At 40.7% G+C, this 15,158-nt stretch carries 14 protein-coding genes and 1 pseudogene; 11 read left to right on the top strand and 4 right to left on the bottom strand.

The window, feature by feature from the left end; genetic code table 11:
* Positions 1 to 4 precede the first annotated feature (4 nt).
* The 4 genes and pseudogenes from LHW48_03280 to LHW48_03265 form a co-directional block, all read right to left on the bottom strand.
* The gene (locus LHW48_03280; protein MCB5259481.1) at positions 5 to 1,030 is read right to left on the bottom strand and encodes a hypothetical protein; all 1,026 of its coding nucleotides are present in this window, start codon (positions 1,028 to 1,030) and stop codon (positions 5 to 7) included.
* A 143-nt stretch (positions 1,031 to 1,173) separates the two neighbouring features.
* Positions 1,174 to 2,226 carry a [FeFe] hydrogenase H-cluster radical SAM maturase HydE gene (hydE, locus tag LHW48_03275; GenBank protein ID MCB5259480.1) on the bottom strand — a complete coding sequence of 351 codons (1,053 nt, stop codon included), beginning with the start codon at positions 2,224 to 2,226 and terminating at the stop codon, positions 1,174 to 1,176.
* Between the two features lie 701 nt (positions 2,227 to 2,927).
* Positions 2,928 to 3,716, bottom strand: a pseudogene (locus LHW48_03270) (MvaI/BcnI family restriction endonuclease).
* On the bottom strand, positions 3,697 to 4,629 hold the full coding sequence (locus LHW48_03265; GenBank protein ID MCB5259479.1) for a site-specific DNA-methyltransferase: 933 nt from the start codon (positions 4,627 to 4,629) through the stop codon (positions 3,697 to 3,699). Before LHW48_03265 ends, LHW48_03270 begins: the two are co-directional and overlap by 20 nt.
* Before the next feature lie 498 nt (positions 4,630 to 5,127).
* Between LHW48_03265 and infC the strand changes: the two genes are divergently transcribed.
* From infC to LHW48_03210, 11 genes are all read left to right on the top strand, one after another.
* Positions 5,128 to 5,727 carry a translation initiation factor IF-3 gene (gene infC, locus LHW48_03260; protein ID MCB5259478.1) on the top strand — a complete coding sequence of 200 codons (600 nt, stop codon included), beginning with the start codon at positions 5,128 to 5,130 and terminating at the stop codon, positions 5,725 to 5,727.
* A 61-nt stretch (positions 5,728 to 5,788) separates the two neighbouring features.
* A complete protein-coding gene (rpmI, locus tag LHW48_03255) occupies positions 5,789 to 5,983 on the top strand; it encodes a 50S ribosomal protein L35 (GenBank protein ID MCB5259477.1) in 195 nt (64 codons plus the stop codon).
* A 12-nt stretch (positions 5,984 to 5,995) separates the two neighbouring features.
* Positions 5,996 to 6,346: a 50S ribosomal protein L20 gene (gene rplT, locus LHW48_03250; GenBank protein ID MCB5259476.1), complete on the top strand. Its 351-nt coding sequence runs from the start codon at positions 5,996 to 5,998 to the stop codon at positions 6,344 to 6,346.
* A 117-nt stretch (positions 6,347 to 6,463) separates the two neighbouring features.
* Positions 6,464 to 7,489 carry a phenylalanine--tRNA ligase subunit alpha gene (gene pheS / locus LHW48_03245; GenBank protein ID MCB5259475.1) on the top strand — a complete coding sequence of 342 codons (1,026 nt, stop codon included), beginning with the start codon at positions 6,464 to 6,466 and terminating at the stop codon, positions 7,487 to 7,489.
* The gene (gene pheT / locus LHW48_03240; protein ID MCB5259474.1) at positions 7,489 to 9,987 is read left to right on the top strand and encodes a phenylalanine--tRNA ligase subunit beta; all 2,499 of its coding nucleotides are present in this window, start codon (positions 7,489 to 7,491) and stop codon (positions 9,985 to 9,987) included. The genes pheS and pheT overlap by 1 nt, the downstream gene beginning before the upstream one ends.
* A gap of 2 nt (positions 9,988 to 9,989) precedes the next feature.
* Entirely contained in the window at positions 9,990 to 10,313 is a 324-nt protein-coding gene (locus LHW48_03235; GenBank protein ID MCB5259473.1) for a hypothetical protein, read from the top strand.
* A gap of 3 nt (positions 10,314 to 10,316) precedes the next feature.
* Positions 10,317 to 10,583 carry a cell division protein ZapA gene (locus tag LHW48_03230; GenBank protein MCB5259472.1) on the top strand — a complete coding sequence of 89 codons (267 nt, stop codon included), beginning with the start codon at positions 10,317 to 10,319 and terminating at the stop codon, positions 10,581 to 10,583.
* 227 nt (positions 10,584 to 10,810) lie between these two features.
* The gene (gene rny, locus LHW48_03225; protein MCB5259471.1) at positions 10,811 to 12,376 is read left to right on the top strand and encodes a ribonuclease Y; all 1,566 of its coding nucleotides are present in this window, start codon (positions 10,811 to 10,813) and stop codon (positions 12,374 to 12,376) included.
* Complete coding sequence (locus LHW48_03220) at positions 12,377 to 13,156, top strand: YmdB family metallophosphoesterase (protein ID MCB5259470.1); 780 nt, start codon at positions 12,377 to 12,379, stop codon at positions 13,154 to 13,156. It begins immediately after the preceding gene.
* The gene (locus tag LHW48_03215) at positions 13,157 to 14,074 is read left to right on the top strand and encodes a bifunctional 5,10-methylenetetrahydrofolate dehydrogenase/5,10-methenyltetrahydrofolate cyclohydrolase (protein ID MCB5259469.1); all 918 of its coding nucleotides are present in this window, start codon (positions 13,157 to 13,159) and stop codon (positions 14,072 to 14,074) included.
* Positions 14,075 to 14,099: 25 nt separating this feature from the next.
* Positions 14,100 to 15,158: hypothetical protein (locus LHW48_03210; GenBank protein ID MCB5259468.1), on the top strand; the 1,059-nt coding region annotated here is incomplete at its 3' end.

The raw sequence follows: 15,158 nt of genomic DNA, 5'->3' as shown, positions 1-15,158 counted from the left end.
CTCATCAGTTCATTTCGTATATGTACACGCCATTGTCACGAGTGCCAACTATCAGCTTGTTATCTTTGAACTTCACCGTATTAGTATATCCACACTCAGTAATACGATGCATTAATCTTGGATTTGATGGGGACGTAACATCAAATACATAACAACCGCCGCTACCGGAGCTTACCGCTACCATACCATTCGAGTAATCCACCTCTGAGGCATAACCAGTAGTAATATATTCTGCTACAAAATGAGGATGATGAATATCGCTGACATCAACTATTTGTAAGCCACCTTGTCGAGCGGCTATATATGCGTATCCATTTCGCACCACCAGTTTTTGAGCTTCGCCACGAACTGCCAATTCGCTAAGGAAAGCCTTTGTAGCCTTATCGTAAGCCACAATGCCTCGTTGCTGAGCTGCTCCATAAAGGTATGCATCGTCAAGCTCTACACCAGCAGTCAAGGACGGTGCTGTAACGGGATACCCAGGTTCGATTCCCAACCAGTACTCTGCGTCGTACAAACCGTAGCTTAAATCGACATTCGAGCAAAAAGCTAATTCGATTACGTTGTTGCTACTCTGCTCATCAAGTTCTCGAATTGCTATGTCTTGAATGTCATAGGTTCCGCCAGTTATGGCATCAATAACAATCAAACTGTCGGGGTTACTACAATCTATAATATGGATCATATCAGTAAATTGAATCTCATTGAGTAGTAAGCGATTATGTTCAGGGGCAACAGCCAGCTTGCGAGTACGCCAAAAATCCGTTACAGAACTATCATCTGAATTCATTTGAGGATACCAGTTCAATTTATAATCACTCAAGCTAATGGTTGCCAATCCACCTTGATCTAATGCCACGTAGGCGTGAGTTTCATCAACGTCCAGTTCAGATGGGTTGCCCACAACAGGTACTCTTGCCAGAAAAGTGAGATTTGCACCATCCTCAAGAGCAGTGTTGCGCTTTGCACACCCGATGAGGGAAATAATAATTGCTGTTAACGTGTATATCATAACCTTTCTCGACATCATGATCCTCCATATATCGATTAAGTGTAAACATTCTCTTTATTAGAATAGGCAAGCAAGAAGCATTCCTAAATTGAGGATTTCAGCAGAATTAATGATTTTTTGAGGCCAAACGAGTTGTTAAATAGACTAATAAGATACTGGGATTATTGCTTTTTTATCCGTGCGGCAAAATGTTTGGAATCTCCCCATTCATCAAATCCAATCGATTCACCGATGGATTCGATTCTGCGTTTAAGGCAACCGATACACTGATCAGCGTTTTCATCCAGGCAAGGTTTACCTTCGTAAAGTTGATAGCCTTCGCGATATTTTGTATCCGTAATATTGGGCATCAAAACATTGGCACCCGCCAAAAGCCCCATCTCGCGTCCTTCCGGGTGCAGGGCTTGTAGAGCTGTAGTAGTAGCAATATTCACATCTTTTAAAGCTATGCGGCAGGCAGCGATCAGCTTTAACCCCATCTTAAGGGCATTTTCTGAATCAAAGCCATCCACCAAGTGTTTCAACGGTGTTCCATGATGAGGAATATAAGGTCCCATTCCAAGCATATCTATGTCTTGATCGTAGAAAAATAGAATGTCATCTGCAATGTCTGCCTCGGTTTGACCGGGAAGCCCAACCATCACTCCAGTTCCTACTTGATATCCAGTTCTTCTCAAAAGATTAAGACAACTTTTGCGATACTCGAAATCATGATCCGCAGGATGCAAGCTTTTATAAAGTTTGGGATTTGTAGTTTCCACGCGTAACAGATAGCGATGTGCTCCGGCATCAAACCAGCGGCGATACACATCTTCGCTCTGTTCACCTAAGGATAGAGTAATGCCTAGTTTACCACCCGAGAGCATTTTGATACCATGAATCAAGCTTTCGATAAACCCTATCCATTCTTCGTCTATTCTTTCGCCCGCTTGGATTACGAGACTGCCATAATGCTGTTCAAAACACCATTTGGATTCGGCGAGAGCTTCTTCCATGGAGATTGTATAGCGTTTAACATCTGGATTTCCCTTGCGGATACCACAATAATAGCAGTTTTTGGTGCATATATTACTTAATTCAATAATGCCACGGAAATATACTTTTGTGCCTACGTATTGCTTCTTAATGGCGTAAGCTCTATTATATAAATCAGTTAGCTCGTTGTCTGTGTTCAAACTTAATATGCTTATCAATTCATTTCTATCTGGACGCATTTATACCTCTTGCCAATATAATATCCTTAATTCTGGTTTGAGCAAGCACAACTCAAGCCCATTGCCTTAAGCTGAGACTAAGTAAGATTCCAACCGAGATACTTCCGTATATATAGCAAAATGACAGCTTGAACTATTGCTAGTTTATGGCTAGAGTAAAGGGCTTGGCTTTACTATAGCTATAAAGAGTCTACCAAATTTATTAATGGCGATCACTTGGACAAATGAGAATAAAGCCTTACGTGGTGCGGTGATAGGTAGGACTGCTTATGAATTTTAGAGTTTAGCTCAGATTCTATCGGAAAATAAAACGTAAAGAAGTGATGAAACAAAGATCAGCAGTGGTCTTACGCCCTGATCCTCGTCTATCATCTGTACCTCGAAGTCTCAACACAATGGTATTAAAACTATACAAAACCATTGCAAATCGGAGCATGGGTGGAGCCCCATACTTCAAGGGTGGTGGAAGGTAAAAGTAGTCTAAGAATAATCGAGCCGGAATATTATTACTCCCTAAAATTTCGCTTACAGACAGCCAAGCCATGCAAGATATAACCGGAGTGTAAGCTCCGCTAGCTGCGACATCCACTGGTTAATGATGAAAGGCGGCGATTTTTAACCACCGTATCTGAAGCGCATCTACATCAGTTAAGAAGAATTCCGGTCGCTTAAGCTACTGTATCCAAAACGAGCAAAGCTCCTTATTCGATTTCTGTAATGCTTTTGTACAGTTTTACAAATGAAGATTGCTTTATTCGAAATTTGGTACCATGATTGTGCCCCGTTCGAGCATCAAAATCTATATAGATATTACCTAATTTCATTTGTTCTAACATGTTTTTGAAACTAAATGAATTAAGTAGAAGTATTCTATCGTAATTGAAATAGTAATCTGAACCGATCTTTTTTCGCTGTGCCGTAATATAAAAGCAATTAAGCAGTTTTGTGCCTGCTAAGTGTTCAATATCCGAAAACCCCCAATAGGGTTGAGGTTGGATTTTAGATAAACCTATTCCTTGTTTGATTGCATTTATCCATTCTGTATGTCTATCTGATACCATATCATGATTGAATTCTACCAGAAAGCGGTTTTCCTATTCGTCAATAACCACTTTGAATCCCCTGTCGGAGTAAGTTACCGCATTTATTGTTTGGCGAAAACTCATTTCCGTTTCTGGATATTCTTCACTTGCGGAAGCATGTTTCCATCCATAATATGGTAGAAGTAGTTTTGGCACCAACTTTGCTTTACGAGGAGAAGGCTCACTGTGAAACATGGTTAAGAGTGAATTGGAGTGTGAGCTATGGCATTTCAGTTCCCATTCACCGGCATTTGCTATTGCTAAATTGTTTTCTGAAATTCCCATGAGGTCTTCCAATGTGTTTCCAACCCCACCGTGATTCCCAATTCGTCTGTTTTTCACCCATCCCATCTTCTTGATTGATGTAAGAATTTCAATTATTTCATTTTTAGTCCAAGTTTTTAACATTGTGTACCTTCTTATCAATAGGTGGTCTCCAAAAGTCTAACAAATACTCGAAAGTGGTTCCCATCGTAATATAGTTACTTGGCCATCCAAATATACCGATGTTATTTACTATATTTGTCCTATCCCAAATGATAGTATTTCTTAATTCATAGCCACGCTTGCGCAATTCTTGAATTAGGTTTAGATGAAGAGTAATCCTTTTATTCTCCCACCAAAAATCTGGTACGTTGATCACACAATGCCCTTTGATTTTTAGCAAGCTTAAAAGAGAACCAAAAATTTCTCCCATAGCATTTGTCCATTCTTCTACTTCGTAAGTGCCTAAGTCTCTTGGGTCTTGAGAGTACTGTTCAATTAAACCAAGTTGTTCATTATCCCTATTACGCCTGGACTTATTCTTCCGTTTCCGATTCAACAGATTAGCATAGGGAGGAGAAGTCCAAATCAAGCTAACTGTATCATTATCAATATAATTATTGATGTTTCTTGCGTCATCAAGAATGGGAATTTGATGAGATTCGTTGAAGATATTGTTTGAAGAAAGACGATCATTGCAAATATCTATGTAGCTTTCAGTTAGGTCAAAGCCAAGAGCATTCCGGTTAATATCCTGAGCAGCCACAAGAGTTGTGCCACTACCGACAAAGGGGTCCAAAACCAATTCGCCTTGATGAGAAAATAGAGAGATGATCTTGGTAGCCAAACTAATAGGGAAAGTGGCTGGATGTATTTTTTTGTCTCTAACGTCTCTTTTTTCGTATATAAATTGCCAAACTCCGATTTGAGCCTGCATCCATTCTTTGGGGGTCATGCAATTAATGTGATTTGGCTTACAATCGCAAGTTCTTTGGTATCCTATAGTTAGTTCTCTCTTCAAATGGGCATTTGGGGCTATTTTGATACTTGATTCCATAACTTCCTCATGTATTCATCTGATGATCGTTTCTAATAAACACATAATGTTATGTCAGAGAAAGTAGCTTCTTTGTCAATCATATTATTGGTTTATCCAGTGAAATTCAAAAATCCTATTGTGCAGAATATGTTGATGCATTATCAGTAAAGTAGTGCTCTGCATATCCAATCTTACTGTCCACCGCTTCCGAAACTTCATTTACTATAGCAGAAAGACTTTGATGAGAGGCAGATTGTGGAAATATTCGCCCATAATACTAAGTTATTTTTATTGACAGAAAATTGGTGGATAAAAAAGTTGTAGCAAAAGAAGCCGCTTGCTTCTGCCTTACTGCCTTAAGGTGCGTGTAGGGCTAAAAAAGTGAATTACATCATATACATAATTACTGAGAAGCGGGTGGAGTTTCCAAGCGGAAATTTCGCCTTTTTCTTTTCCGGTAAGAAGGAGGTTCTTATAATCCGGATTAAGCGTTTCAAGGCTAGGACCAAGGAAGTGGTGCCCAAAGAAAGAATAAATCAGCAGATTACTGCCGATAAGGTTCGTTTGATCGGAAACGATGGAAAACAGATAGGTGTGGTGAGCATTCGTGAAGCACAACGCAGAGCAGATGAAGCCGAATTGGATTTGGTAGAGATATCGCCCAATGCAGAGCCACCAGTATGCCGCATCCTGGATTTTAGCAAATACTATTTCCAGAAAGAAAAAAAAGCCAAAGAAGCCAAGAAGAAACAACATGAAGTCGAGGTAAAAGAGATCAAGTTTGGTCCGAATACCGAAGAACATGACTACAATTTCAAGAAAAACAATGCGATTAAGTTTTTGAAACAACACAATAAAGTTAAGTTTACAGTCCGTTTTCGCGGTCGCCAAATGGCACACAAAGATCTTGGCTATCGCGTGTTGGAAAAACTCAAAGAGGACCTTGCTAGTATAGCAGAAGTGGACCAAGAAGCAGTTTCGGATCGTAATCTTTTATCAATTGTTGTTTCTCCCAAAAAGGAAATTGATCGTATCTTGGCAGCGGAAGCAAAACAAAGTGATGAACTTGTCTCTGGCACCGAGTCCGAACAAACTGCCGAACAGGAGAATCAATAAAGAGAATATCGGCGAGATGCCGTGAAGATAATTATAGATAGAATAATTTAAGGAGATAAAGATGCCAAAGATCAAAACCAATCGATCTGCCGCTAAGCGCTTCAAGCTAACCGGCACCGGAAAAATTGTGCGTCATCATGCCAAATCCGCACATATCAAAACCAAAAAATCACCAAAGCTGAAACGTAACCTTCGCACCAGCGCCATCGTAGTAAAATCCGATGAAAAAAGAGTTTACAGAATGCTGGGAATGTAAAGGAGAATAGAGATGCCAAGAATTACAAATAATGTTGCAGCCCATCGCAGAAGAAAAAAATATATGCTTGCCGCCAGAGGTTACTTTGGTCGCCGCAGCAAAACATATCGCGTAGCACGTCAAACCGTAGAGCGTGCAATGGCGTTCTCCTTTGCTCATCGCAAACTAAAAAAGCGTCAGTTCCGCAGTTTATGGATTACCAGGATCAATGCTGCTTGCAGAATGAATGACATGAGTTATAGTCGATTTATAAACGGGCTGCATAAGTCCAATATAGAGATTAACCGCAAGACATTGGCTCATCTTGCGTGGCACGATGCCGGAGCTTTTGCCCGTCTCGTGGAGATAGCCAAAAACGCTTAAGCTAAGATGATACTATAAACGACGCTAAAATAGCGTCATCAGTAAAAAGAATATGAAAGCGGTTTTGGGAAAAAGCCGCTTTTTGCTAATCAGGACAGTCAAACAAAGGATTGAACAGTGCAAGAACAGCTTGAAAAGATGTTAGAGCAAGCAAGCCAAGAGATCGCTCAATGCTCCAATCCCAACGACATTTTAAATGTAAAAGCGAAATATTTGGGAAAAAAAAGTGCCCTAAATTCGCTTTATGGCAAGATGAAAGAACTCAGTCCCCAAGAACGCCCGGCTTTTGGTAACAAGTTAAACACTATTCGTACTCAAATAGAAGCCTTATTGAACAAACAAGCAACAGCCATCAAAGAATCTGCTTGGAAACAAGATACAAAAAGCTTTGATCCTACTATGCCTGGTCTTCGTTTGGTGCGAGGAGCTTACCATCCACTAAGTATAATTCGCAGACAAATTGATGAAGTATTCATTAGCCTGGGTTTTGAGATTGCCGAAGCAAACGATATTGAAGATGAGTTTCACAATTTCGATGCACTTAACACACCTCAAGATCACCCATCGCGCAATCTTGCCGATACTTTTTATGTTGAGGAAGGTAAACTCTTACGCACCCAAACTTCTACAGTGCAGATAAGAGTAATGGAGAACTATAAACCTCCCATCCGCATTATCTCCCCGGGACGCTGCTATCGGAACGACAAACCAGATCCATCACACTCACCTGTATTCCATCAGGTTGAAGCCTTAGTGGTAGATAAAGGTATAAGCATGAGTGATCTCAAAGACACTTTGCAGAATTTTGCGCACATCATGTTTGGGGCTGGAGTAAAAAGCAGGATACGTCCTCATTTTTTCCCTTTCACCGAGCCCAGCGCCGAAATGGATATATCCTGCGTGGCATGTAATGGTAAGGGTTGCAGAGTATGCAAACAAAGCGGATGGCTCGAAATGGGTGGTGCAGGGATGGTTGACCCTGCCGTATTCGATATTTTGGGCATAGATTCTGAAGTATATACTGGTTTTGCTTTTGGATTGGGCATAGAGCGCATTGCTATGCTTAAATACAATATTCCGGATATGCGAATCCTGTTTGAAAATGACTTAAAGATGCTGCGCCAGTTTAAAGGAGAGATGTAATGAGAATCGCTGTATCTTGGTTAGAGCGTTATTTATCTTTGGAAGAAAACTATCAGAATCTGCCGGATTTGCTTACCTTTGCCGGTATTGAAGTAGAGGCTATTGAACAGTTAAAGGCTTTGGGTTCCACTGTTGTAGCGGCGAAAGTGATATCGGCAGTGCCGGTTCCCAAAACAGATCATCTTAAGCTTTGCAGAGTGGATATTGGAGATGTGGACTATTCCGAAAAAGACGCCAATAACAGCATTGATATAATTTGCGGTGCACCTAATTGCAGTTCTAACATGATGGCTGTGTTGGCGTTACCCGGAACTAAATTGAAGGATATCAATATAGCAAAAGCAAAAATCAGAGGGATACAATCTCATGGGATGCTATGTTCGGAAAGAGAATTAGGTCTTTCTGATAACCACTCCGGAATTATTCGCTTGCCCGACGAGATTAAAATAGGTGCTTTGGCAGATGAGTTATTTGGTTTTCCGGATACTATATTTGAGTTGGAGATAACTCCAAATCGTAGCGATCTATTGGGATATAGAGGCATTGCTAGGGATCTTTCGGCAAAGCTTGGAATTCCGCTTAAACCGCTTAATGTAGATTTTGCACACAATGATTGCACAAAACTAAAACTTGGTTTGTACAATGAAGCCCCAGAGCAGTGCCCTCGCTATACAGCCAGAGTTTTTGAACACGTGAAAGTTAAAGAATCACCCTTATGGTTAAAAATAGCTTTGGTAAAAAGTGGATTGAGGCCTATAAACAATTTGGTGGACATTACTAATTTCGTAATGTTAGAAAATGGTCATCCCTTGCATGCTTTTGATTATGACACTCTTGCCTCAAAAAATGAGGGACAAGCCTATCCAGATATACTTATTCGCAAAGCCTATAATAAGGAGAGTTTTGAAGCGTTGGATGGGAAAGTATTTGAACTCGACTCCGATGATCTGGTGATAGCAGATGGGAAACGAGCCTCCGCTTTGGCGGGAGTGATGGGCTCGAAGTACTCAGGAATTAGTGAAAATACGATCAACATCGTTCTGGAAAGTGCAGCATTCCATCCGGGGACAATTCGCAGGACATCATATAAACACAAACTGAGTTCAGATTCTTCGTACCGTTTTGAAAGACATCTTTCGGCACAATATGTACATGAGACCAGCGAAAGAGCTACTGCTTTGATTCTGGAGCTGGCAGAGGCTAAAGCGTATAGTAATATTATCGATAGTTATCCTAAAGAAGAAGAGAAATTGGTGTTAGGAGTCCGCCCGGCTCGTTTTGAGCATCTCATCGGATATCCAATTAATCCGGATGAAATATACGACATCCTGGTAAAACTTGGCTTCGAATATGTTGGCGATGCCGCATTCAAAGCGGGGAGAATCGAGGATTTTGCTCTGCTCAATAAATCTAAAGATAATGCTGATTATGCGCAATACTATCAGATTCCCGGCTACCGGAAAGATATTACTCGTGAAGCAGATATTTTGGAAGAGCTGGCAAGACTGAAAGGCTATGATCTTGTACCTCAACGAACCGTCCCAAAGCAAATCATGGATTGGCATGCCTACCGCATTGAGAAAAGAGCTGCAGAATGGGTTGTGAATTGGGGAGCGTATGAGACCCTAAACTATAGTTTTACAGATCCTGCCCAGATGCAGAGTTTGGGAGTATCCGAGCAAGAAATACCATACATACATGTGATTAATCCTCAGAACAGCAATCAGTCTGTAATGCGGGTTTCGTTGGTACCACAACTCATTACGAACTTGGTTTACAATCTAAACCATTACGAAAGAGATATCCGTCTGTTTGAATTGGGAAAAGTGTATTTCAGAACTAAGAATGGGCACAAAGAACCAAAGCATTTAGGAGCTATATGTACCGGGAATGTGGGAGAAGAACACTTCAAAGCGAAGAATCAGCAAATAGATTATTCATGGGCAAAAGGCTGTTTTGAAGGACTTATTCAAGATATTGGAATAACCGGACATCTTAAACCTTACGAAGCGCCGTACTTAATTTCGGGTGAAACCTTTGCATTTTATCAAGAAGATAAGATTTTGGGTTATTTTGGAAGGTTAAAAGCTCCGATTTTGGAAGCGTGGGGAATAGATGCTACAAATCTGAAACAAGAAGTTTGGCTACTGTATTGGGATGTGGATGTATTGATTATATCCAGTAGAAAGCTCAATACTACTTTCAGTAACATATCACGCTATCCCTCAGTTGTAAGAGATCTGTCTTTTTTGCTGGCAGACACGTTCAGTTATGCCGAAGTAAAAGCTCACATTATGGCTGTGGATACAAATCTGATTCAAGATGTACGAGTCTTTGATGAATATCGTTCCGAACAAATTCCGGAAGGATTTAGAAGCTTAAGTTTACACATTGTTTTACAAGACCAAGAAAAAACATTGACAGATGAGCGCGTTGATCAGCTCATGAATTTAGTGCAGAAAACACTAATAGATAAATATGATATAAAGATGAGGTAATAATGGAAAGTCCTATTGTAAATCTGCAGGAAAGGCTGCAGAAACTGATCGATCAATATACCGCAGATAAAAAAGCTATGGAAGAGCTAAAAAAACAACACGCTCAACTTCGAGAAGAGAATGTTCAATTGATGGCTCAGATAGAAGATTATACTAAACTCCTAAGTGAAACCGATAAGTCTTTTAAGGAACTTCAAGCCGAACACAAAGAGTTAAAAGAAAAACAAAACGAAATGCAAAGCATGCTATTTGGTATAGAAAACTTTGCAGATGATGCAATCAAGAAGATTGATGATATTTTCCCCAAGCTTGAACAAAGTGAGTAACTCATGCAATCGGTAGAGGTGGAGATTTTTGGGCGTAGATTTCGCCTTAGAAGTGATAATCCCACCCGCACTGAAAAAATCGCGGCGGACTTATCGCAGCAACTAACAGAATTGTATGAAACCTACGAACATCTGGATTTTGCCCGGCTTCTCTTACTGGCATGCTTTCAGCGTGAAGAAAGCTTGCAAAAAGCCCTAGAAGAAAATGAAACTCTAAAAAGTGAATTAAACAGGGTAAACCAGATGATCGAAAAGATCATGACATTCTAATACTTGCCTGCGGAATACGTGATATGGATTGCATAAAAGCCAAACTTAAGAAGGGTTTCGAGCCATGGGTAGCATGCGTGCCGGCCAGTTTCGGATACATAAAACCCACAAGGTAGATTCCCACCTGCAAATCGGCTTTGTATAAAGTCAAACATACACGGTTCTCGCGGGCTAATTAATTCCGCACTTCCTTAGGGGAGGCGTAAATAGATTGAAGGAATAAAAATATGCCACATCCATACATTGCATTGGCTATAGGCTTAATACTGGGTTTTATTATTGCCATAATAATATACTTAATAAAACGCAATTCAGCTTTTAAGCTGGTATCTCAAGCATCTGAGATAGCAGAAAATATCAAAAAAGATGCTCAAGCAGATGCTGATAATCAAAAGAAAACAGCCCTCTTGGAAGCCAGAGAAGAATGGTTCAAACAAAAGCGCATTCTTGATGAAGAAGTAAAAGAGCGCCAGCGCGAATTGCGAGCTCAAGAAAAGAAATATAATGAACGCTTAAGCAGTCTTGATAAACGCCTCGACTCTCTAGACAAAAAAGAAAACAACCTCAGCGAACAAGAGCGAAAGCTAAAAAACAAAGAGGACGAGCTTCAACAAAGAAAGTCTGAGTATGAGGCGATATTAGAACAGCAAAAAAAGAAACTGGCAGAAGTAGCAGGACTCAGCAGAGAAGAAGCAATTGAGCGTTTGCGTGTTGAATTGATCTCTACTGCAAGACAGGTAGCAGCAAATGACGCCAAACTAAGCATTGAACAGATCAAGCTTGATGCGTCCAAGAAAGCATCGGAGATATTAAGCACAGCAATTCAACGCATGGCTGTAGATCATGTATCAGAAACCACTGTCTCAGTTGTATCTTTGCCTTCCGACGAGATGAAGGGACGCATCATTGGCAGAGAAGGACGCAATATTCGTACTTTTGAAAAGGCAAGTGGGGTAGATTTGATTATTGACGATACTCCAGAAGCTGTGGTGCTATCCTGTTTTGATCCAGTTCGAAGAGAAATAGCCCGTCTATCTTTAGAAAAGCTTATTTCGGATGGCAGAATTCATCCCGGTCGCATAGAAGAAATCATTGCTAAAACTACCAAAGAAATGGATGAAACTCTTATAAAGATAGGCGAAAAAGCGGTGTTGGAAACCAATATCCATAATATTTCTCCCAATATCATCAAGATACTGGGGCGGCTAAATTATCGCACATCTTATGGACAGAACGTATTGCAGCATTCCATTGAGGCAGCGTGGATTTGCGGGATCCTTGCCGCAGAATTGAACTTGGATCAGGAAATAGCGCGTCGTGCAGGATTACTTCACGATATCGGCAAAGCGATAGATCACGAGTTTGATGGTACTCATGCGATTATTGGCGCTAACCTTGCCCGTAAAAACGGGGAGGGCAAGATAATTGTAAACTCCATAGAGGCTCATCACGAGGAAGTGGAAGCGTTATCTGTGTATGCTGCCTTAGTGCAGGCTTCTGATGCAATTTCGGGTGCCAGACCCGGAGCACGGCGTGAGATGCTGGAAACTTACATGCAGCGGTTGGCAAAACTTGAAGAAATAGCCAATACCGTGGAAGGCGTAAACAAATCCTATGCCATACAAGCGGGTCGTGAACTACGTATAATTGTTGAACCGACGATGGTAGAAGAAAACCAAACACCGCTATTGGCAAGTGAGATTGCTGCAACTATTGAAAAGCAAGTGCAGTATCCCGGTCAAATAAAAGTAACCGTGATACGAGAAACCAGACAAATTGCAATGGCAAAATAGATGAGAATTCTCTTTTTTGGTGATATATACGGCAGGCCCGGCAGGAAAGTGATGCTTGCCAATTTGAAAGAAATGATAGCCAATCATGCTGCCGATATAGTGATTGCCAATGTTGAGAATCTTGCCGATGGTAGGGGCGTTACCGAAAAAACTCTTAAGCCTTTGTTTGCAATTGGAGTAGATGCGGCAACTGGAGGTAATCATCTTTGGGATAGAGAGGAATCACTTGCTTATATCCAGCGAGAAAAACGAATTGTAAAACCTCTAAACTATCCTCATTCTTCTCCGGGTAATATTTGTTATCGCATCGAAAAGGACTCTTTTGTCCTAGATGTTATAAGTCTTACCGGGCAGATTTTTATGCCTCCTTGCAATTCTCCTTTCGAAGCTTTTGATGGGTTCTGGGCTAATCGGAAGGATGCAGTTCCGCTTTTTATAGACGTTCATGCAGAATCTACTTCAGAAAAGAGAGCCTTAGGTTGGTATATTGGCTCGAGAGCTGCGGCATTGATTGGAACTCACACTCACATCCAAACTGCGGATGAAGAATTGCTGCCGGGAGGGTTAGCATATATTAGTGATGCGGGTATGACGGGTGCTCACGACAGCGTTATTGGGGTTCGCAAAGAGATCATTTTGCAAAAACTAAGCACGGCTGTTCCCCATAGATATGAATCTGCGGAAAGCGGATTGATGGTTAACGCCGTATTGGTGGATATAGACTCTGTTACCAGCAGGGCGACTGGAATTTCACGCCTGCGTTATTACGTGGAGGAATAGATGGATAAAGAACTATCTGGCAAACCGATTGCCAATGCCATAAACAAGGTATCCAAAACCTTAGTGACTGAACATAGTTTGAAACCAAAAATGCTTTTAATTCAAATTGGTGAAGACCCCGCAAGTGCATACTATGTGCACAGCATAATTCGAACAGCAGCAAAATTGGGTTGCGAAGCAGAATTGTTGAGACTCGATAACACCTGTAATCAACATGAGTTAATCAAGATAATTAGTAAAGCCAATATAGATGCAAGCATTCATGGCATCATGATTCAAAAACCCTTACCACGAGATATTGATGATAGCGTAGTAAATCTTAACATCAATCCAGATAAAGATTTGGATGCCCTTAATCCCCTAAATCTAGGTAAAATCTTGATGGAGAATGAAGCCTTTCTACCCTGTACACCCGCTGCTGTATACTATACCATGAAGTATTATGGGATTGATCCGCAGGGAAGAAATACAGTTATTCTGGGCAGATCAAATGTTGTGGGTAAGCCACTGGCTAACATGTTGCTATGGAAAAGACCCTTTGCCAACGCCACTGTTACGATTTGCCACAGTAAAACAAAAGATCTTGCTTCAATCTGCAGAAATGCTGATATCTTGATTTCTGCCATTGGGAAAGCCAAGTTTGTTGGTGCAGAAATGGTTAAAGATAACGCTATCTTGATTGATGTGGGAATCAATGAGCTTATTGATGCAGATGGTAATGTAAGTTACGTAGGTGATATCGATTTTGAAGCTTGTTATAGTAAGTCTTATAGAATTAGCCCTGTTCCTGGAGGCATAGGACGCATAACGACCTCATTATTATATTTGAATCTGGTAAAAGCCAATCTAATCGCCTTAAAAGTAAATAAAAATGTTGACGAATATATCGACACTATTTTTAGTGAGAACCAGAAATAATTATAACCTGATTTTGGGAGGTCCGATGAACAATAAGAGTTCCAAGCTCTTGGCAATCATCACTTTACTTGCAATAGCTGCCCTGGTTGTTACGGGTTGCGGAAAATCTGGAAACCGTTTTGACAACCGTCTACCGGTTATCTCAATATCCTCGTACGAAGGCTGGAATGATGATTTTGTGCCTGCCATAGTTGATACTTCTAGTCATGAATACTTATTTCAGCAAAGTGTTTATTGGAATGCCTCAGACCCTGATGGGGTTGTTACCGGTTTTGCTTTTCGCGTGTTGGATGAGAATATGAATCCCATTATAACGCCTGGCTATGAATATACTAGCCGCATTGAAGATAATCTTATCCCGGATGTTATCTTAAATAGCAATTCTTTATTGGGCTCATCAAAAGAAGGCTGGGTTATACATTATAAATCTGGTGCCACACAGGAATATCCTTTAGATGATCCTAGGGCTTCTCGTACAATCTGGACTTCTCAGAAGTATGCAGTGATTAATTTTCCTGCTGCCGATTCATTAGGAAATCCAGACTCAAGAATTTCGTTTTTTGAGGTAATTGCCATAGACAATCGAGGAGATATTGTTGCCAAATCCGCTTGGCGTAAATTGCGCGCTCAATCTAATATCCCAGAATGTTTTTTGACTACAACTAAGGGGAATCCGGAGGGAGAGGATGTAGGAACAGGAATAATATTGAAATTTACCATGAAAGAAAGGAACCCCTTTATAACATCAGATGCAAAGAGCTTCAGTTTCCGCATTCAAAAGATTAATGAGCTTACGAATGAAATTGAGAGTCAAACAGATTGGATCTATACAGATTCTGATAATGATCCTTCAATGGATGAGTTTTTACTTACTGCAAAAACAAATCCACCTTTGGAACCGGACTATACTGAGGATGGCACGTTTTTAGGTACTATCACCAGAGTGGTGGGCAGAGCAGAGAATCTTGCCGGGGTATATTCCGACGAAAACGAAGTAACGGCAGGTGGAGTTCGTGTTTCTATTGTCGAGTTTAAAGTTAAACCGGGCTTTAAACCTCGCACCTTGCTATATCACAAAAAGATT

It is taken from the genome of Candidatus Cloacimonadota bacterium (genome assembly GCA_020532355.1).
Lineage (GTDB): Bacteria > Cloacimonadota > Cloacimonadia > Cloacimonadales > Cloacimonadaceae > UBA5456.
Note: the sequence above shows the minus strand (reverse complement) of the source record. Positions and strands in the feature narration are given on the sequence as shown.